This window comes from Janthinobacterium sp. SUN100 (assembly GCF_030397705.1).
Taxonomy (GTDB): domain Bacteria; phylum Pseudomonadota; class Gammaproteobacteria; order Burkholderiales; family Burkholderiaceae_D; genus Janthinobacterium; species Janthinobacterium kumbetense.
Genome location: NZ_JAPUBU010000005.1, coordinates 535,662 through 554,571 on the forward strand (window position 1 = coordinate 535,662; position 18,910 = coordinate 554,571).

23 protein-coding genes are annotated in these 18,910 nt (G+C 64.3%); 17 read left to right on the forward strand and 6 right to left on the reverse strand.

Annotated elements, in window-relative coordinates; genetic code table 11:
- Window positions 1–3 precede the first annotated feature (3 nt).
- From O0881_RS25315 to O0881_RS25325, 3 genes are all read left to right on the forward strand, one after another.
- Complete coding sequence (locus O0881_RS25315) at window positions 4–642, forward strand: NF038129 family PEP-CTERM protein (RefSeq protein ID WP_251350027.1); 639 nt, start codon at window positions 4–6, stop codon at window positions 640–642.
- 195 nt (window positions 643–837) lie between these two features.
- A complete protein-coding gene (locus tag O0881_RS25320; RefSeq protein ID WP_251350029.1) occupies window positions 838–1,548 on the forward strand; it encodes a winged helix-turn-helix domain-containing protein in 711 nt (236 codons plus the stop codon).
- Window positions 1,548–2,231: a LuxR C-terminal-related transcriptional regulator gene (locus tag O0881_RS25325; RefSeq protein WP_289913547.1), complete on the forward strand. Its 684-nt coding sequence runs from the start codon at window positions 1,548–1,550 to the stop codon at window positions 2,229–2,231. The genes O0881_RS25320 and O0881_RS25325 overlap by 1 nt, the downstream gene beginning before the upstream one ends.
- A gap of 6 nt (window positions 2,232–2,237) precedes the next feature.
- Here the strand turns inward: O0881_RS25325 and O0881_RS25330 are convergent, their stop codons facing one another.
- Window positions 2,238–2,603 carry a protease inhibitor I9 family protein gene (locus O0881_RS25330; protein ID WP_289913520.1) on the reverse strand — a complete coding sequence of 122 codons (366 nt, stop codon included), beginning with the start codon at window positions 2,601–2,603 and terminating at the stop codon, window positions 2,238–2,240.
- A gap of 262 nt (window positions 2,604–2,865) precedes the next feature.
- On the opposite strand from O0881_RS25330, the gene gspG reads away from it, so the two are divergent.
- The 12 genes from gspG to O0881_RS25390 all read left to right on the forward strand — a co-directional run bounded on the left by gspG (window position 2,866) and on the right by O0881_RS25390 (window position 12,975).
- Window positions 2,866–3,309 carry a type II secretion system major pseudopilin GspG gene (gene gspG / locus O0881_RS25335; protein ID WP_034782166.1) on the forward strand — a complete coding sequence of 148 codons (444 nt, stop codon included), beginning with the start codon at window positions 2,866–2,868 and terminating at the stop codon, window positions 3,307–3,309.
- Between the two features lie 36 nt (window positions 3,310–3,345).
- Window positions 3,346–4,551: a type II secretion system F family protein gene (locus O0881_RS25340; RefSeq protein ID WP_289913521.1), complete on the forward strand. Its 1,206-nt coding sequence runs from the start codon at window positions 3,346–3,348 to the stop codon at window positions 4,549–4,551.
- Window positions 4,548–6,254 (forward strand): GspE/PulE family protein, encoded by a 1,707-nt coding sequence (locus tag O0881_RS25345; protein ID WP_289913522.1) that lies wholly within the window; start codon window positions 4,548–4,550, stop codon window positions 6,252–6,254. Before O0881_RS25340 ends, O0881_RS25345 begins: the two co-directional genes overlap by 4 nt.
- Window positions 6,247–7,065 carry a hypothetical protein gene (locus O0881_RS25350; RefSeq protein ID WP_289913523.1) on the forward strand — a complete coding sequence of 273 codons (819 nt, stop codon included), beginning with the start codon at window positions 6,247–6,249 and terminating at the stop codon, window positions 7,063–7,065. Before O0881_RS25345 ends, O0881_RS25350 begins: the two co-directional genes overlap by 8 nt.
- A complete protein-coding gene (locus tag O0881_RS25355) occupies window positions 7,062–7,610 on the forward strand; it encodes a hypothetical protein (protein WP_289913524.1) in 549 nt (182 codons plus the stop codon). The genes O0881_RS25350 and O0881_RS25355 overlap by 4 nt, the downstream gene beginning before the upstream one ends.
- Window positions 7,607–8,203 (forward strand): hypothetical protein, encoded by a 597-nt coding sequence (locus O0881_RS25360; protein WP_289913525.1) that lies wholly within the window; start codon window positions 7,607–7,609, stop codon window positions 8,201–8,203. The genes O0881_RS25355 and O0881_RS25360 overlap by 4 nt, the downstream gene beginning before the upstream one ends.
- The gene (locus O0881_RS25365) at window positions 8,200–8,718 is read left to right on the forward strand and encodes a hypothetical protein (protein ID WP_289913526.1); all 519 of its coding nucleotides are present in this window, start codon (window positions 8,200–8,202) and stop codon (window positions 8,716–8,718) included. Before O0881_RS25360 ends, O0881_RS25365 begins: the two co-directional genes overlap by 4 nt.
- Complete coding sequence (locus O0881_RS25370) at window positions 8,718–10,733, forward strand: secretin N-terminal domain-containing protein (RefSeq protein ID WP_289913527.1); 2,016 nt, start codon at window positions 8,718–8,720, stop codon at window positions 10,731–10,733. Before O0881_RS25365 ends, O0881_RS25370 begins: the two co-directional genes overlap by 1 nt.
- Window positions 10,730–11,221 (forward strand): type II secretion system protein, encoded by a 492-nt coding sequence (locus O0881_RS25375; RefSeq protein WP_251350037.1) that lies wholly within the window; start codon window positions 10,730–10,732, stop codon window positions 11,219–11,221. Before O0881_RS25370 ends, O0881_RS25375 begins: the two co-directional genes overlap by 4 nt.
- Before the next feature lie 3 nt (window positions 11,222–11,224).
- Entirely contained in the window at window positions 11,225–11,608 is a 384-nt protein-coding gene (locus O0881_RS25380; RefSeq protein ID WP_099665056.1) for a prepilin-type N-terminal cleavage/methylation domain-containing protein, read from the forward strand.
- A 5-nt stretch (window positions 11,609–11,613) separates the two neighbouring features.
- The gene (locus tag O0881_RS25385) at window positions 11,614–12,255 is read left to right on the forward strand and encodes a type II secretion system protein (protein ID WP_289913528.1); all 642 of its coding nucleotides are present in this window, start codon (window positions 11,614–11,616) and stop codon (window positions 12,253–12,255) included.
- Window positions 12,256–12,477: 222 nt separating this feature from the next.
- Complete coding sequence (locus O0881_RS25390) at window positions 12,478–12,975, forward strand: FxDxF family PEP-CTERM protein (RefSeq protein WP_077401053.1); 498 nt, start codon at window positions 12,478–12,480, stop codon at window positions 12,973–12,975.
- Between the two features lie 160 nt (window positions 12,976–13,135).
- Here the strand turns inward: O0881_RS25390 and murJ are convergent, their stop codons facing one another.
- Window positions 13,136–14,683: a murein biosynthesis integral membrane protein MurJ gene (murJ, locus tag O0881_RS25395; protein WP_289913529.1), complete on the reverse strand. Its 1,548-nt coding sequence runs from the start codon at window positions 14,681–14,683 to the stop codon at window positions 13,136–13,138.
- 308 nt (window positions 14,684–14,991) lie between these two features.
- On the opposite strand from murJ, the gene rpsT reads away from it, so the two are divergent.
- Window positions 14,992–15,258, forward strand: coding sequence for a 30S ribosomal protein S20 (rpsT, locus tag O0881_RS25400; protein WP_010395935.1), 267 nt, complete (start codon window positions 14,992–14,994; stop codon window positions 15,256–15,258).
- Window positions 15,259–15,420: 162 nt separating this feature from the next.
- Here rpsT and O0881_RS25405 read toward each other — a convergent pair whose 3' ends face one another.
- The 3 genes from O0881_RS25405 to O0881_RS25415 form a co-directional block, all read right to left on the reverse strand.
- On the reverse strand, window positions 15,421–15,864 hold the full coding sequence (locus O0881_RS25405; protein ID WP_289900062.1) for a DUF192 domain-containing protein: 444 nt from the start codon (window positions 15,862–15,864) through the stop codon (window positions 15,421–15,423).
- A 162-nt stretch (window positions 15,865–16,026) separates the two neighbouring features.
- Entirely contained in the window at window positions 16,027–16,353 is a 327-nt protein-coding gene (locus O0881_RS25410; protein WP_143451357.1) for a hypothetical protein, read from the reverse strand.
- A gap of 107 nt (window positions 16,354–16,460) precedes the next feature.
- Entirely contained in the window at window positions 16,461–17,024 is a 564-nt protein-coding gene (locus O0881_RS25415; RefSeq protein WP_099665051.1) for a pseudouridine synthase, read from the reverse strand.
- Window positions 17,025–17,316: 292 nt separating this feature from the next.
- Here O0881_RS25415 and icd point away from each other — a divergent pair, with 292 nt between their 5' ends.
- The gene (icd, locus tag O0881_RS25420; RefSeq protein ID WP_289906125.1) at window positions 17,317–18,570 is read left to right on the forward strand and encodes an NADP-dependent isocitrate dehydrogenase; all 1,254 of its coding nucleotides are present in this window, start codon (window positions 17,317–17,319) and stop codon (window positions 18,568–18,570) included.
- A 92-nt stretch (window positions 18,571–18,662) separates the two neighbouring features.
- Here icd and O0881_RS25425 read toward each other — a convergent pair whose 3' ends face one another.
- Window positions 18,663–18,866, reverse strand: coding sequence for a cold-shock protein (locus O0881_RS25425; RefSeq protein WP_010395943.1), 204 nt, complete (start codon window positions 18,864–18,866; stop codon window positions 18,663–18,665).
- Window positions 18,867–18,910 lie beyond the last annotated feature (44 nt).

Sequence of the window (18,910 nt, forward strand, 5' to 3'; positions counted from 1 at the left end):
ATCATGTTGACAACAAAACTCCATCCGGCCCTGCGCCGCGCCGTGCTGGCCGCCGTGCTGGCCGCCAGCTCCAGCGTGGCTCTGGCGGACCCGCTAGCCTATCGCGTGGAAATCGACACGAGCGCCTTTTCCGGCGCCGGCTTCCTCGACTTCGCCTTTATCGCCGGCAACAGCCCCGCGCCGGGCGCCAGCGCCGTGCTCAGCAATTTTTCGGGCGCGTTCGGCGCGCTGGAATCGCTGGAAGGCAATGTCAGCGGCAGCGTGCCCGGTACCTTGACCTTCGGCAATAGCGGCGCCTACAACGACTGGTTCCACAACGTGACCCTGGGCGGCAAGTTCGGTTTCAACGTCGTCTTCGGCGGCGACTTCCTGAACACGGCCGGCAACGCGGGCACGACGTTTGGCGTGGGCTTGCTCGACTACACGGGTATGGCTTACCTGGGCAATGCGAATGGCAACCTGCTGCAATTCGAACTGACCCCGCTGAACGGCGGCTTGCCCGCCAGCATAGCCGGCAGCACCTACGCCAGCATCGCGACGATCTCGGCCGTGCCGGAAGCGTCGGAATGGATGATGCTCACGGGCGGCCTGGCGCTGATCGGTTTTGCCCTGCGCCGCCGCCAGTTCGTCACGCCAGCATAAATAGTCGTTGTCCCGTCTGAACACAGCGCGCCCTCGGTGCGCTGTGTTTTTTTTCGCCTATTTATTCGGAATAGCTATAAATCAGGAAACTAAATTGTATTAGTCACCGTTTTACGCTTGATGCATAGTCAAAAACTTGTCGTGCCGTCTAGTTTCTCAGGGAGGGCCGCCCACTTTTTTCGGGAGGATGCATCGATGCGCCGTCATATTCTGCTGCTGGATCCTGCGCCAGCCTCGCAAGCCTTGCTGGTGCATAACCTGCAAGGCGCCGGCTACCGGGTCAGCTGCGCCGTGGATGCGCGCGGCGCGCTGGCCTTGCTGGCCGCCGACCCGCCCGACGTGCTGCTGCTGGAATGGGAGCTGCCGGATGCCTCCGGCATCGCACTGCTGCGCCAGGTGCGCCAGGACGGCGTGCTGTGCGACTTGCCCATCATTATGGTCAGCGCGCGCGACAGCGAACAGGACAAGGTGCTGGCCCTGGAAAGCGGCGCCGACGATTATCTGTGCAAGCCCGTCGGTCCCCGTGAAATGCTGGCCCGCGTGCATGCGCTGCTGCGCCGCCGCGCGCCAGCGGCCTTGCGCGCAGGCTCAAGCGCGGACGGCGCCGCCTTGCGGCTCGATCCGCACACCCGGCGCGTGACGGCCGGCAGCGTGCCTGTCAGCCTGGGCCGCGTGGAATTCAAGCTGCTGCATTTTTTGATGGACCATCCGGGCCGGGTGCATAGCCGCGCGCAACTGCTGGACCAGGTGTGGGGCCATGCCGCGTATCTGGACGAACGCACGGTCGACGCCCACGTGGGCCGCCTACGGCAGGCTTTGCTGCCGGGCGGCTGCGGCCACCGCATCGAAACCGTGCGCGGCAGCGGCTACCGCTACCTGGCGTTTGATACCGCCGTGTGCGCCTGATGTTGCTGACGGGGCGGGAACAGGAATACTTGCTGCACGCCATACTCGGCGCGCATGGCATCGCCGCGCCCGGCGATTTCTTTTTGTGGAGCCAGGGGCCGCTGCAGGCGTTGCTGCCGCATGCCGTCCTCGTCTGCGCGCAACTGGGCGCCGATGGCGGCGTGGTGCGCAGTGCGGCCTGGCATAGCGCGGTGCTGGCCGAGGCCGAGGTGCGGGACTTCAGCGACCCGCGCCACGGACAGGTGGCCCGGCTGGCGCAGGCCTGGCGCGCAGGCGGGCGGCGCGTCGCCCTCATCGACGGAGTCCTCGTGCATGGCAGCGCAGGCGCTGGCGGCGGCAGTTTCTTTGCCCTGTTGCGCGCCCCCTGCACCTCCTGGCCCGACCCGGCGCGCCAGGCGTACGTGCTGGAATTGCTGCTGCCCTGCCTGCATCTGCATTGGCTGGCGCTGCCGGACGGCGCGCAGGCAGCTCCCGCCGGGGCGGCACGCGCGGCCAGTGCGCGCGAGCTGGAAGTGTTGCACTGGGTCAGCATCGGCAAGAGCAATGAAGAGGTGGGGCAAATTCTCGGCATCAGCGGGGGGACCGTGAAAAGCCATTTGCAGCGCATCTATAAATTATTGGGGGTGAGCAATCGCACGCAAGCCGTCTCGCGCGGCATCGCGCTGCGCCTGCTGGCCGCCTGATGCCGCTTAGCGCTGCGGCCGGGGTGCGGCGTTCCGGTGCGTGCCGCCATCGTTGAACTGATCCTCGGTGCCGGGCGCGACCCGCGCGACGAGGGGGCTGGCGCGCAGGCGCTGGACTTCGGCCGGCGTCAGCAGGGCGGCAAAGCCGTTCAGCGCGGCCGTGTAGTGATATTGCACGGTGGCATCAGGCACCAGCGCCAGCACGGCGCGCCGTCCCGCTTCCCGCTGGGTTTCCCGTTGCGCTGCGTCAGGCGGCGTCAGTTGAAGGCGCAGTTCAACAACATAGGGCTGCCGCTGCTGCGGCGCCGATGCGCCGGCAGGCAGCACGCTGGCGGCGGCCAGGATGGCAAGGCTGAAACGGATTGCAGACATGCAAGCTCCCAAGGCAGGCGGCGTGGCCGCACATGCGCCGATTGTACGCCGGCCGCAGGGCAGGTGGCGCGCGACTTGCGTTAGTGCAAACGCGATGGTTTCCCCTGGTATTTTGTTGTTTTCAGTACAAACAAAAGATTGTATTAACCATAAGCGGCATGGTAGCCTGCTAGGCATCAGGCAGGCGCGCGCCGCCTGTGCGCGGCCACCAGCGGTGCACATGGCGGCAATGTATTGAAGGTAGGCAATAAGGAGTTACCGGATGCATGCAGCACACAGGCAGAACCTTGCAGCAACGCGCCATGCGCGCGGCTTTACCTTGCTCGAATTGCTGGTCGTCATCGTCATCATCGGCTTGTTGGCGGCGTATGTCGGCCCCAAATATTTCGCCCAATTGGGCAAATCCGAAGTGACGGTGGCCAAGGCGCAGATCGAGGCGTTTGAAAAATCGCTCGATACCTACCGCCTCGACGTGGGGCGCTACCCGACCACGGAAGAAGGCCTGGCCGCGCTGCTGGCCGCGCCGCCCGCCGCCGGCACGCGCTGGAATGGTCCCTACCTGAAAAAGGCCGTGCCGCTCGACCCGTGGGGCCATGCCTATCAATACCGCGCCCCGGGCAGCAAGGGCGAATATGACATCGTCTCGATGGGCAAGGATGGCCAGCCGGGCGGCAGCGGCGAGAACGCCGACATCAGCTCGCAATAACGCCAGCACCATTCTTTTTCCTACGGACAAGCCATCATGCAGTTCGAAGTACGCGCGCTTTCCACGGACCAGGCCGTAGCAACCTTGCATACGTGCGTGATCGACGGCCGCGACGAAGCCGACGCGCGCCGCCAGGCCGAGGCGCGCGGCCTGTTCGTCAGCGCCATCCGCCCGCTGCGGGCCACGCCGTTCAGCGCGGCCGGACGCCAGCGCGCGCGGGCCTTGCCCCTGCTGCTGTTCAGCCAGGAGTTGCTGGCGCTGCTGAACGCGGGCCTGGGCATCGTCGAAGGGCTGGAAGCCTTGCTGGAAAAGGAAGCGTCGCCGGCCACGCGCAGCGTGCTCACGCGTCTGCTGGAAGGCTTGCGCGAAGGCAAGCGCTTTTCCGCCGCCCTGGCGGAGCAGGCGGAACTGTTTCCGCCCTTGTATATCGGGATCGTCAAGGCGGCCGAAGGCACGAGCGACTTGCCGCGCGCCTTGTCGCGCTACATCGATTACCAGCAGCGCATCGATACGGTGCGCAGCAAGATCGTCAGCGCCGCCATCTATCCCGCCATTTTGCTGGCCGTGGGCGGCGGCGTCAGCGCCTTCCTGATCAGCTATGTCGTGCCCCGCTTCGCCGAGGTGTACCAGGGCGCGGGACGCAACTTGCCGTGGATGTCGCAAGTCATGCTCAGCTGGGGCCAGTTCGTCACGCAGCATGGCGTGCTGCTGTTGCTCGGGCTGCTGATCACGGGCGGCGTCGCATGGTCGGCCGTGCGGCGCGTGCTGCGCCATGGCGGCGTGGCGCGCCTGCTGGCGAAGTTGCCCGGTATCGGCGAGCGCGTGCGCATCTATGAATTGTCGCGCCTGTACCTGACCTTGGGCATGCTGGCCGAAGGCGGCATCACCATCGTGCAGGCGATCGCCACCGTGCAAGCGATGGTGTCGCCGGGCATGCAGGCGTCGTTGCAGCAGGCGCGCGGCGCCATCGAGGCGGGCCAGCCCCTGTCGTCCGCGTTTGAGCAATATCAACTGACGACGCCCATTTCCCTGCGCATGCTGCGCGTGGGCGAGCGCACGGGCGACATGGGGCCCATGCTGACGCAGTCGGCGGCCTTTTATGACGGCGAAATCAGCCGCTGGATCGACCGTTTCACGCGCACCTTCGAACCCTTGCTGATGGCCGCCATCGGCCTCGTCGTGGGCGCCATCGTGATCCTGCTGTACATGCCCATCTTTGACCTTGCCGGCGATATTTCATGATGCAGAGCGCAGCCGAATCCCCCGTGGCCGGCGTGGCCATCGATCCCGCGCTGCTGCAGCGCGCGCGCATCCTGTGCCGCCAATCGAAGCGCAGCCTGGTCGAGGAATTGCAGCAGTTGAGCGGCATCGAGGCGCGCGCCGTGGTGCGCGCGCTGGCGCGCCCGTTCGGCCTGGACGTGCTGGAAACGGCCGACATGCTGGCGTTGTCTCCCGCCTTCGACGTGCTGCCCCTGTCGCAGGCGCTGGCGCGCCACAGCGTGCTGCTGCGCGCCGCCGACGGCCAGCTGGTGGGCGTGATCGCCGACCCCTTCGACCTGGACCTGCAAACCTGGCTCGGCGCGCGCGCGGGGCAGGGCGCCTTGAGCATCCGCCTGGCGCTGCAGGCCGACATCGGCGCCTACCTGTCGAAGCAGGAAGAATCGGCGCGCGCCGTCGACAGCCTGCTGCCCGGCGCCGCCACCGATGCGCGGCGCGACGGCAAGACGGCCGCCGTGCTGTCGTTCGCCAGCGTGTCGGAAGCGGCCAGCCCCGCCGTCAAGCTGGTCAACTCGACCTTGTACGACGCGCTGAAGGCGGGCGCTTCCGACATCCACCTGGAAAGCACGGCCGGCGGCCTGGCCGTCAAGTACCGCGTCGACGGCGTGCTCGATCACGCCACGTCCGTCAACGGCATCGAAGTGGCGGAGCACATCATCTCGCGCCTGAAAGTGCTGGCCGAACTCGATATCGCCGAGCGCCGCGTGCCGCAGGACGGCAGCTTCCGCGTCGAATCGGGCGGGCGCGAAATCGATTTGCGCGTCTCCATCATGCCCAGCATCCATGGCGAAGACGCCGTCATCCGCATCCTCGACAAGCGCGCCATGATCGAGGCGTACGGCGCCCTGACCCTCGAAGCGCTGGGCTTTGACGCGCCATCGCTGGAAGCCCTGCGCGCGCTGGCGCAGGAAGCCTACGGCATGCTGCTCGTGACGGGCCCCACGGGCTCGGGCAAGACGACGACCCTGTATGCGGCGCTGACGGAAATCCATAACGGGCGCGAAAAGATCATCACCATCGAAGACCCCGTCGAATACCAGCTGCCCGGCATTCTGCAGATTCCCGTCAATGAAAAGAAGGGGCTGACTTTTGCCAAGGGCTTGCGCTCGATCCTGCGCCACGACCCCGATAAAATCATGGTGGGCGAGATCCGCGACCGCGAGACGGCGGAAATCGCCGTGCAATCGGCCCTCACGGGCCACCTGGTGCTCACCACCGTGCATGCGAATAACGTCTTCGACGTGTTCGGCCGTTTTACCCACATGGGCATCGATCCGTATGCGTTCGTCTCGGCCCTGAACGGCATCTGGGCGCAGCGGCTGATCCGCACCAACTGCCCCCATTGCGCTACCGAATATACGCCGGACGATTCTGAACTGGCCAGCGTGGGCCTGGCGCGCGCCGACGTTGATGCATATCAATTCAAGCAGGGCAAGGGGTGCGGCGACTGCCGCGGCACGGGCTACAAGGGGCGCCGCTCGATCGCCGAAATCCTCGTGCTGACCGATGAAATCCGCGAACTCATCGTCGACAAGAAGCCGATCCGCCAGATCAAGGCGGCCGCGCATGCGAACGGCACGCGCAGCCTGCGCCTGGCGGCGCTGGAACTGGTCAAGCGGGGCGCCACCAGCATCACGGAAATCAAGAGGGTCACCCTGCATGCGTAGAGCTTATGGACTGGGACTGCGCCTGGGCGTGGCGGCGGGCAAGGTGAGCCTGTGGCGCAGCAGCCGCTGGCGCGCGCCCGTCTGGACACCGCTGGGCGAAGCCGCGTATGCGCCGGGCGACACGCTGCACGGCGACTTTGCCGCCCTGGGGCAGGCGTTGGAACAGATTCTGCCGGCCGGCGAGTACGCGGGCTGGCCCCTGTCCGTGGTGCTCGACGATGGCTTGGCGCGCCTGTGGCAAGTGGATATGCCGCACGGCGCCGCGCGCCTGGCCGACATCGAGGCGGCCGCCGCGCTGCGCTTCCAGTCGCTGTATGGCGATCCTCCCGGCCTGTGGCACAGCAGCAGCGCCTGGGATGCGCGCGCGCCTTTCTTTTGCGCCGTGCCCCGTGCCCTGCTGGCGCAGCTGACGCGCGTGGCGGCCGCGCGCAAGCTGGCCCTGATTTTCATCACGCCGCAATTCGCGCGCCACTGGAACCGCTGGCACGGCGCGTTGAAACCGGGCGCCTGGTTCGGCCAGTTGCAGGAGAATGCCTTGACCCTGGGCGTGCGGCACGATGGCCGCCTGCGCGCCGTGCGCGCGCTGCCCGTGCCGCCCGGCGCGGGCCAGGATTGGCTGGAACACACGCTGGCGCGCGAGGCGCTGCTGCAGGGCGTGCCCGCACCGGCGCTGCTGCAGCTGTGCGGCGCGCCGCCAGCGCTCTGGCTGGCGCCGGCGGCAGCGTTCCGCTGCCAGGTTTTTTCCGCGCCGGACGGGGACGGCGCCTTGTCGCCGGCCGCCCGGCTGGCCCGCAGCGGAGGCGTGGCATGACGCGCCTCGATTTCGATTTCGCGCCACCCGGCTGGCGCCGCAGCCTGCACCGCGTGCCCGTCTGGGCGTGGATGACGGGGGTGCTGGGCGTGGCGCTGGCCGTCACGGCGGCCTGCAGCGGCAGCGCCGCGTTGCAGCGCCAGCAGGCAAGCGAAGCACGCTGGCATCTGGCGCAGCAGCGCGTGCTGGCCGCCATGCAGGGCCCCGCGCCTGCGCCGCAAATCGCCATCGCGCCCGCGCAGGCGGCGGCCGTGAATGCGGCCATCCTGCAATTGAACCTGCCGTGGCGCGACTTGCAGGATGCGCTGGCCAGCGCCACGCCGCCCGCCATCGCGCTGCTGGCGCTGGAACCGGATGCGCGCAAGCGCGTGCTGAAGATCACGGCCGAGACGACCGGCAGCGACGCCATGGTGGCCTACATCGCGCAACTGAAGCAGCAGGAGCTGTTTGGCGCCAGGGTGCAGCTGCTGCGCCATGAAATCAATGCGCTCGACCCGAACAAACCCTTGCGCTTCCAGCTCGAAGCGCGCTGGGGCACGCCATGATGGCCATCGACATCAATATCCTGCGCCTGCGCGCGCAACTGCTGCTGCGCCGCCTGGGCGCGCCCGCCTGCATCGCCGTGGCCTTGCTCGCGCTGGGCGTGGCCGCCTGGGCGTGGGCCTGGCAGCAGCGGGCCGTGGCGGCGCAGCTGGAAGCACGTCCCTTGCCCGTGCCATCGCTGGCCGTCGCCATCGCGGCGCCGCCGGCGACGGCCAGCGAAAACCTGGCGCGCTTTTATGCCGCCTTGGGACAGCAGCGCCACGCGGAGCAGCAGGTCAAGCAGCTGTTCGACCTGGCCGCGAAAAATGGCTTGCTGCTGGCGCAGGGCGAATACAAGAGCGGCTACGACAAGGCCAGCCGGGTCGCCACCTACCAGGTGACCTTGCCGCTGAAGGGCAGTTACGGGGTCGTGTGGCAGTTCGCGCTGCAGGCGCTGCGCGCCGCGCCCTTCGCCTCGCTCGACGAACTGAGTTTCCGCCGCGAGCAAATCACCGATACGCAACTGGAAGCGCGCTTGCGCCTGACGTTTTATTTGACCGAAACGCAGGCCGAAACGCAGGCCGATGCGCCGGGCGATGCGGGAGGCGCGCCATGACGCCGCGCCATTGGCTCATGCTGGCCGGCGTGCTGGGCGCGGGCGCCTTGCTGCTGTTCGGCGAGCGCCAGCCCGTGGCCGACGTGGCCGAAGCGGTGGAGCGGGCCGTCGCGCCCGCGCGCCATGCGGCCGCCAGGCCGCAGGCCGCGCAGCCGGCCATCCTGGCCCTGCTGCCGCGCAGCGAAGTGGCGGGCGAGGAGGGCGAGACCTTTGGCGGCGCCGACGGCGTCTTCCAGAGCCAGAACTGGAATCCGCCGCCGAAAATGGCAGTGACGGCAGCGCCGCCGCCACCGCCGCCGATGGCGCCGCCGCTGCCCTTCGTCTACCTGGGCAAGGCGGCCGCCGACGGCGCCTGGGAAGTGTTTTTGTCGCGCGCCGACAAGACGTATATCGTGCGCGCCAATACCGTCGTCGATGGCGCCTACAAGGTCGTGACGATCGCGCCGCCCGTCATGACGCTCACTTATCTGCCGTTGAACCAGGTTCAGCAGCTCAACATTGGAGTTTCCGAGTGATGTCTCGTTCCTTTTCATCGGCGCTGCTGCTCTTGCTGCTGTCCGGCTGCGCAGGGCAGCAAGCTTACCGCGACGGGCGCGAGCTGATTGCGCAAGATCAAATCCCGGCCGGCCTGCAAAAACTGCAGGAAGCGCTGCAGCAAGACCCCGGCAATGCGCAATACCGCAGCGCCTATCTGCAGGCGCGCGAACGGGCCACCGGCAGCCGCTTGCAGCAGGCCGAGCGCCAGGCGCAGGCGGGGCAGGGCGAGCTGGCGCGCGCCTCGTTCATGAGCGTGCTGGAAATCGATGCGCAGAACGAGCGGGCCAACAGTGGCTTGCGCGCGCTCGAACGCGAGCAGCGCCAGGGAAAATTGCTGGCCGATGCGCGCACGGCCCTTGAGGCAAAACAATACGACCCCGCGCGCCAGCGCTTGAACGCCATCCTGACGGAGCAGCCGAATCACGCGGGCGCGCGCGCGCTGCTGCGCGAGGTCGATGAAAAGACGGCGCCGCCCATCGTCGAATCGGGCCTGGCCAAGTCGTACAAGCAGCCGATCACGATCGAATTTCGCGACGCGCCGTTAAAACAGGTGTTCGAGCTGATCGCGCGCCGTTCCGGCCTCAATTTCGTCTTCGACAAGGACGTCAAGGCGGATGCGAAAACGTCGATCTTCCTGAAAAACAGCACGGTGGAATCGGCCGTCTACTTCCTGCTGGTGACGAACCAGCTGGAGCAGCAGGTGATGGATGCGAACACCATTTTGATCTATCCCAATGTGGCGGCGAAATTGAAGGAATACCAGGAAGTGCTGGTGAAAACCTTCTTCCTGGCGAACGCGGACGCCAAGCAGGTGGCCAACACGCTCAAGACCATCCTCAAGACGCGCGACGTGGTGGCCGATGAAAAACTCAACCTCGTCATCGTGCGCGACACGCCCGAGGCGATCCGCCTGGCCGAGCGCCTGATCGCGCTGCAGGACGTGCCGGAGGCGGAAGTGGTGCTGGAACTGGAAATCCTCGAAGTCAAGCGCAGCCGCCTGATGGAGCTGGGCGTGGCCTGGCCATCGAGCCTGACCTTGACGCCGCTCAGTACCTCGGGCGGGATCGGGTTGACCATCAACGACTTGAATAATCTGAATCAGCGTACTCTCGGCGTGAGCAACCTGGCCGTGACGGCGAACGCCAACAAGACGGATGGCGACGCGAACATCCTGGCCAATCCGCGCATCCGCGTGCGCAACCGGGAAAAGGCGAAATTCGTCATCGGCGACAGGGTGCCCGTGGTGACCACCACGATTTCGCCGGGCACGGGCGGCTTCGCTTCCGAATCGATCAGCTACCTGGACGTGGGCCTGACGGTGAACGCCGAGCCGACCATCTATTTGAACAATGAAGTGGGCATCCGCATCTCGCTCGAGGTGAGCAACCTGGGCGCGGCCACCACCACCCGGAGCGGCTCGACCCTGTACCAGATCGGCACGCGCCAGGCGTCGACCATGCTGCAGCTGAAGGATGGCGAAAATCAGGTGCTGGCGGGCCTGATCAACAATGAAGAGCGCAGCTCGGGCAACAAGGTGCCGGGCCTGGGCGACATTCCCGTGCTGGGCCGCCTGTTCGGCAGCAGCAAGGACGATAGCCAGAAGACGGAAATCGTGCTGTCGATCACGCCGCACCTGGTGCGTACGGTGCAGCGTCCGGAAGCGAAGGAGTCGGAATTTTCCGCCGGCACGGAAGGCAGCTTCCGCCGCCGGCCCGACATGGCGGCCAAGGCGCCCACGCAGATGCCGGGCACGGTGATCGTGCGTTCCGGCCCGTCGGCCGTCGGCATGCAGCCGGCGCCGGCGCAGCAGCTGATGGCGCCGGGCCAGGTGCCGCAGGCCTTGCCGCAGAGCGTGCCCGCGCAGGAAGTGGCGCCATCGCCCGAGCCGGCCGCCTCGCCCTTGCCGATCTCGGCTGGCCAGCCCGTGCCGCTGCAGGCATCGCCCTTGCCGCTGTCATCGAGCCAGCCGGTGCCGGTGGCGCCCGCCAAATGAGACTGGCGCATGCGCAGGGCGGGCCAGGCGGCTTCACCCTGATCGAGCTGCTGGTGACCCTGGCCATCCTGGGCGTGCTGGCCACCCTGGTGATCCCCGTCACGCAGGTGACGGTGCAGCGGCGCCAGGAGCAGGAATTGCGGCGCGCGCTGCGCGAGATCCGCCAGGGGCTCGACGCCTATAAACGGGCCGGCGACGAAGGCCGCGTCATGCGCACGCCCGACGCCAGCGGCTATCCGAAAAGCCTGGAGCTGCTGGTCGAGGGCGTGCCGGACCAGCGCAACCCGAAGCGCAGCAAGCTGTTTTTCCTGCGCCGCGTGCCGCGCGACCCGTTCAATGCGGACGCGGGCCTGAGCGATGCGCAAACGTGGGGCAAGCGCAGCTACGCCAGCGAAGCGGCCGAACCGCGTGAGGGCGACGATGTGTACGATGTGTACTCGACTTCCAACAAGACCGGCCTGAACAACGTGCCTTACCGTCTATGGTGAACCATGCCTGTCCCTGACCGCGCGCGCGGCTTTACGCTGATCGAGCTGCTGGTGGTGCTCGGCATCGTGGCGCTGTTGCTGACCCTGGCCGTGCCCCGCTACTTTCCCAGCCTCGACAAGGCGAAGGAAACCGTGTTGGCGGACAACTTGCGCAACCTGCGCACGACCATCGACCAGTTTCACGGCGATACGGGCCGTTATCCCGATACTCTGGAGCAACTGGTCGAAAAGAAATACCTGCGCGCCATGCCCATCGACCCCATCACGGACAGCGAATCGACATGGCTGATCGTGCCGCCGCCCGACGATACGCCGGGCCAGGTGTATGACGTGAAAAGCGGCGCGCCCGGCAAGGACCGCAGCGGCACGCCGTTCGCCGACTGGTAGCGGCCATGCACCGTCCTGCGCGCCGCCAGCGCGGTGTTACGTATCTGGGCCTGATCATCCTGGTCGCCATCCTGGGCCTCGTGGGGGCGGCCGGGCTGAAGATGGGCTCCTTGCTGCAGCGCCAGGCGGCCGAGCAGGAGCTGCTCGACATCGGGGCGGAGTTTGTCGATGCGCTGCAGAGTTACACGGGCGCCACGCCCGCCGGCCAGCCGCAGCATCCGCCGACCCTGGCCGCCTTGCTGCGCGACCCCCGCTTTCCGCAGGTGCGCCGCCATTTGCGCAAGCTGTATGTGGACCCCGTCACGGGACGCGCCGAATGGGGCTTGTTGTACCAGCCCGGCGGCCAGGGCATCATCGGCGTGCATAGCCTGTCATCGTCCGCGCCCTTAAAAGTGGGCAATTTCGACGCCCGCTTCACCGGTTTCGAAGGCAAGTCGCACCTGTCCGAGTGGCAGTTCGTTGCCGGCGGGCCCGTGCCGCCGGCGGGACTGGTCCTGGCGCCGGCAGACGCCGCCGCGCCGCCCTCCGCCGCGCCGCCCGCCTTGTTCCCGCCGCCGCATCCGGCTGCGCCAGCATCCGAACCGTCGGCGCCCGAGGTGGTGGAGCCGGAGGAAGAGGCCGGCGCGCAAGCGCGCAATCCACTTTAACCATAAGTCAACGATGAAGAATACAGGGATAACTATTTTCACCTGGAAATTCATCTTGACCTGGAACCATTTCATAGAGGAAATACTTTCAATAAATGAAATTTCAATAAAATAATTACAAGTAATTTGATGTCTTTATGCTACCATCCTTCCTGGTACTTTCAGTACTAAAGCGATGGCTGGCCCACCTGGCGGCCATAAATTACTTTTAAGGGATAATTTATGAAATTGAAATTTATCGCGGCAGGCATTCTGGCTGCAGCATCGTTCAGCGCATCGGCGGCCACCTACAATCTGGGCATCCTGGATCCAAGCGGCTTCGATACGCGGGCATCGATCACCACCAATTTCGCCGCCAATTCGGTGGTCGATGATTTGTGGACCTTCAAACTGCTGACCCCGTCGTCGACTTCGTTTGGCGCATTGCAAACGTTTTCCGTTGCCGAAGGCGCGATCAGCAACTTCGCCGCCACCCTGGTGGGCTATGGCGACCTGACCCTGACGTCGGTGGCCGGCATCCAGAGCCTGAGCTGGGCCGGTTCCCTGGCGGCGGGTACCTATGAGGTGCGTGTTTCGGGCTTGACCGGTTTGCAGAATGGCCAGTACGTGGGCACGGTCTCGGCCTTGCCTGTGCCGGAACCGGAAACCTACGGCATGCTGTTGGGTGGCCTGGCGCTGGTCGGTTTCGCCGCCCGCCGCCGCGCCCGCAAAGCTGTTTGATTTTTGCTGGCAAGAATGACAAAACCCGCCGAGGCGGGTTTTTTTGTTTCTACTGCATGACTACATGTGCGATTGCGACAACATGTGCAGGACTAGGCGCCCAGTCGAAGACAGTACGCCAGTACGGCGAGACGCAGGCAACAACGTCCTGCCCATGTTGTCAAGCGTGGCGCTTGAAGTCGCGGAAGCGGAAGCCAACCGCAAATAACGTCGCAAAATACGCCACGCCGCACAGGGCCACCACCAGGGCCAGCGCGCCGGCCCGCAACAGCGGATGGGCTTGCATAGCGATCCAGTCGATGCGCATGGCGCCAGCATACGCCACGCCGCCCATCACGACGAGCGCCGGCAGCAGGCGCAGGAAGAACTTGGCCCAGCCCGGTTTCGGCTGGTAGATGCCGCGCTTGCGCAAGCCCCAGTACAGGAAGCTGGCGTTCAGGCAGGCGCCCAGGCCGATCGACAGGGCCAGGCCGGCCACGGCGATGTAGGGCACGAACAACAGATTCATCAGCTGCGTGGCGATCAGCACGCCGATGGCGATTTTCACGGGCGTGCGGATATCCTGGCGCGCATAGAAGGCGGGCGCCAGGGTTTTCACGAGAATGATGCCAATCAAGCCCAGGCTGTAGGCCACCAGCGGCTGCGTCGACATGGTCACGGATTCGGCCGTGAACTTGCCGTAGTGAAATAATGTCGCGATCAGCGGTGTGGCCAGGGTCGCCATGCCGACGGCGGCGGGCAGGGCAAGCAGGAAAGTCAGGCGCAAGCCCCAGTCCAGCAGGGCCGAGTATTCCGTCTTGTCGCCATCCACGTTTGCCTTCGACAGGCTGGGCAGCAAGATGGTGCCCAGGGCCACGCCCAGCATGGCGGTGGGGAACTCCATCAGGCGGTCCGCATACGACAGCCAGGAAATGCTGCCCTCGGCCAGGCGCGACGCGATACTCGTGTTGATCATCAGGCTGATCTGCGCTGCCGAGACGGCGAACACGGCCGGTCCCATCTTTTTCAGCACGCGGCGCACGCCGCCGTCGGACAGGCCGATGGCGGGATTGATCGACAGGCGCGGCAGCATGCCGATCTTGATCAGGGCGGGAATCTGGATTGCCACTTGCAGCAAGCCGCCGGCGAACACGGCAATGGCCATGGCGTAGATCGGCTGTTTCAAGTGCGGCGCGAGGAACAGCGAGGCGGCGATGAACGACAGGTTCAGCAGCACTGGCGTGAACGCGGGTATCTTGAATTCGCGCCAGGTATTCAGGATGCCGCCAGCCAGGGCCACGAAAGACATGCAAGTAATATAAGGGAACATCAGGCGCGTCATCCACACGGCCGCGTCGAAGGCCCCTGGGTCCTTGGACAGGCCCGTGGCGATCGCGTACACGAACCAGGGTGCGCCGACGATGCCGATGGCGGACACGAGCAAAGTGGCCCAGACGAGGGTAGTGGCCACATGGTCGGCCAGTTGCTTGCTCGCTTCCTGGCCATGCTGGTTCTTGTATTCAGACAAGATCGGCACGAAGGCTTGCGAGAAGGCCCCTTCGGCAAACAGGCGGCGCAACAGGTTGGGAATGCGGAAGGCAACGATGAAGGCGTCCGTGTAGGCGCCGGCGCCAAAGGCGCGCGCGAACAGGCTTTCGCGCAATAATCCGGTTACACGGGACAGCATGGTCATGCTGGAAATGGCGGCGAGGGTTTTAAGCAAGTTCATGGGGGCAGATTATAGCCGGGCGCGGTACCGGCAAACGGTTAAAATATGGTAACAAGCGGGTAACAAGCGGGGCCGATTCGCCCTTGCCAGGCCCATTTTCAGGTGATTTTGGCATCACACACGGTTTTTTGATTTGCCCCCGCTTGAAAATATCGCTATAATCGAAGGCTGTACAGAATTCTGTTACGCAGACACTAATGTTTGACAGGCACTGGTTTGGCACACATGGTTCGGCAGACGCACAGAACGCACCGGTTGGCAAACACTAATGTTTGCAAACGCACTTTGACCCTGTTTTAGGAAATTCCATGGCAAATACCGCACAAGCGCGCAAACGCGCTCGTCAAGCAGTTAAGCAAAACGCACACAATTCGTCCCAACGTTCGACCTTGCGCACGGCTATCAAAGCTGCTCGCAAAGCGATCCAGGGCGGCGACAAGGCAGCTGCTGCTGCAATCTTCCAAGCATCCGTGTCGACCATCGACCGTATCGCTGACAAGAAGATCATTCACAAAAACAAGGCAGCTCGCCATAAGAGCCGTCTGGCAGCTGCTTTGAAAGCACTGTCCGCTTAATATTCGCCAGCAGGCAAGCCGCCACGGCGGCCTTGCCTGTGCCGGTACGCTGGCACTGGTTGAAAAGCAAAAACCCGCAGATTCATTCTGGCGGGTTTTTTCGCGTTTTTTCAGGATTTTTTGCGGCCGCATCCGCCAGCGGCAGGCTGCGGCCGCGCTGGCCTAGCGTGCCCCTGGCAAGTTGCCGATGCTCATGCCCGGCTTGATATTCTTTTGCTTGAACCAGCCCAGGTTCATTTCCAGCGCATAGCGCACGGGCACGGTCTTCGTGGAGCAATGGCTGTCGAGCGTGTGCGGCTGCATGTCTTCGATGTTGACGATCTTGCCGCCGGCATCGATAAAGGCCACGGACAGGGGCAGCGGCGTGTTTTTCATCCACATGCATTGCGTCGATGGGTTGCCAAAGACGAACAGCATGCCCGCATTGGCCGGCATCTTTTCACGGTACATCAAGCCCTGTTCGCGCTGCTCTTCCGTGGCGGCCACTTCCGCCTGGATCAAATGCATGCCAGCCGACAGCTGCACGCTCTTTGTTTGAGCTTGAGCAATGTTGGCGCCGGCCAGCAGGGCGATGGACAGGCTGAGATGACGTAGGGAATTTTTCATGGGGTGGGACGGTGGCTGCGAAGCGGCGATTAAGCCATGCTGGCGGCTGCCTGGTCAAGCATGCTGCCTGTCCGCGCCGAAAGCGTGGGGTTACAGCAACATGGCTGCTGCCGTAACCCCGGGAATTACCCTTGCTTCTTCTTACTTCTTACTTCTTGCTGCTTACTTCACGGGCTTGCCTGCCTCGGCGGCTGGCTGCTTCGCCTTGCGGGCCTGGGGAACCAGGCGCGGGGCATCCGTTGCGGCCGAAGCCTTGGTCGATGCGCCCGAACGCGCCGCATCCGTCGCGGCCGAAGCGTTGACGGTGGCCGACGCCGGCGGCACCGGCTTGACGGCGTCGGTAGCGGCCGACGCATGGCTGGCTGCCGAAGCGGGCGGCGGCTTGACGGCATCGGTCGCGGCGGAAGCGTGCACCTTGGCGCCCGATTGCGCCAGTGCGGCGCCGGCAAGCAGGGAAGCGGCCAGGGCCAGGATTACTTTTGTCATCATCTTTCCTTTTCTATCATGTTAAGGTGGGATGATTTTAATGCATTATCTAAAAATAAATAGTGCATCTTGGCAAAATTCGGCGCCGGGGACGTTTTTTCTTGTCCGGTTCACGCTTTTCCGATGTTTTCGGCCGGCACTTCGCACCATTCGCCGGGCAGCAAGGGGTGGCTGGCCAGGGAAAACGGGCCGATGGCGCTGCGCACCAGGCGCAGGGTGGGCAGGCCGACGGCGGCCGTCATGCGCCGCACTTGCCGGTTTTTTCCCTCTTTCAGGGTGATCGCCAGCCACGAGGTGGGCTTGTCGGCGCGCGCGCGGATCGGCGGATTGCGTGGCCACAGCCAGTCCGGCTCGGCGATGCGCACGGCCTTGCACGGCTTGGTGATGAAGTCGCCCAGGTCCAGCGGCGCCTGCAGGCGCGCCAGGCTGGCCGCATCGGGCACGCCGTCGACCTGCACCAGGTAGGTTTTCGCTTCCTTGCGGTCCGGGTGGCTGATCTCGTGCTGCAGGCGGCCGTCGTCCGTCAGCAGCAGCAAGCCTTCGCTGTCCGCGTCGAGCCGGCCGGCCGGGTAGATGCCGGGGATGGTGATGTGGTCGGCCAGGGTGGCGCGGCCCTCCTGCGGCGAAAACTGGCACAGGACCTGGAATGGTTTATTGAAGAGGATGAGTGGCATGCTGGTAAGGGAATTGATGTAAGCGATGGTGGCTGCTGATCGGCGCCGCAAAAGCGTGGCGCCCTGTAAGATACTGGTGCATAATGTGAAATGTTAGTCTTATGTCTTATAGAAGACTTGAGGCGGTATGGCAATGCGGTTCTTTGGCGCCGCGGGTGGCCCGGGTGTTCTTTCCCTGCTAAAGTGCGTTGTTGCCGCCCTGTTCGGACTTGTTTTTGTAAACTCTGCAACCGCAGAGCGCGTCGCCGGCCTGTGTTGCCCGCCAGCGGTGTGTCCCACTTCGGAGATCACGATGTATCAACATATCACTGTACCTGCTGACGGCCAAAAAATCACCGTCAACGCCGATTTTTCGCTGAATGTACCAGATAATCCCATCGTTCCCTTCATTGAAGGCGATGGCACGGGCATCGATATCAGCCCGGTCATGATCAAGGTGATCGACGCGGCCGTGGCCAAGGCCTACGGCGGCGCGCGCAAGATCAGCTGGATGGAAATCTATGCGGGCGAAAAAGCGACGAATGTGTACGGCCCCGATGTGTGGCTGCCGGAAGAAACCTTGGCCGTGCTGAAAGATTACGTGGTCTCCATCAAGGGCCCGCTGACCACGCCCGTCGGCGGCGGCATCCGCTCGCTGAACGTGGCCTTGCGCCAGCAGCTCGATCTGTACGTCTGCCTGCGCCCCGTGCGCTACTTCACGGGCGTGCCATCGCCCGTGAAAGAGCCGGAAAAGACGGACATGGTGATTTTCCGCGAAAACTCGGAAGATATTTATGCCGGCATCGAATACCAGCAAGGCTCGCCCGAAGCAAAGAAATTGATGGATTTCCTCGTCAATGAAATGGGCGTGACGAAGATCCGCTTCCCGGCCACGTCGGGCCTGGGCATCAAGCCCGTTTCCATCGAAGGCACCGAGCGCCTGGTGCGCAAGGCCATCCAGTATGCGATCGACAATGACAAGCCATCCGTGACGATCGTGCACAAAGGCAACATCATGAAGTACACGGAAGGCGGCTTCCGCGACTGGGCGTATGCGCTGGCGCAAAAGGAATTCGGCGCCGAGCTGATCGATGGCGGCCCGTGGTGCAAGTTCAAGAACCCACGGACGGGCCGCGACATCATCGTCAAGGATTCCATCGCTGACGCGTTCCTGCAACAGATTTTGCTGCGTCCGGCCGAATACAGCGTCATCGCCACCCTGAATTTGAACGGCGATTACATTTCCGACGCGCTGGCGGCGCAAGTGGGCGGCATCGGCATCGCGCCGGGCGCCAACCTGTCCGACTCCGTCGCCATGTTCGAAGCGACGCACGGCACGGCGCCTAAGTACGCGGGCAAGGATTACGTGAACCCCGGTTCGCTGATTTTGTCCGCGGAAATGATGCTGCGCCACATGGGCTGGCTGGAAGCGGCCGACCTAGTGATTTCCTCGATGCAAAAATCGATCGCCTCGAAGCGCGTCACCTATGATTTCGCCCGCCTGATGGAAGGCGCCACGCAAGTGTCGTGCTCCGGTTTCGGCCAGGTGATGGTCGAGCACATGTAAAGGAAACGGGGCAGGGTGCTGCGCGCCCTGCGAACGAAAAAAAACCCCGCTTCAAGGAAACGGGGTTTTTCACATCTGAGGGCCGGCGATGCTTAGGCTGCTTGGATGTTGGAAGCTTGCTTGCCTTTAGGGCCTTGCGTGACTTCGAATTGAACTTTTTGACCTTCTTTGAGGGTCTTGAAACCGTTCATGTTGATTGCGGAGAAATGAGCAAACAAATCTTCGCCGCCATCATCTGGAGTGATGAAGCCAAAACCTTTGGAATCATTGAACCACTTAACTGTACCTGTTGCCATAAAAAGAACTTTCAAAATTAAAACAAATCACACGAGCCATAAAA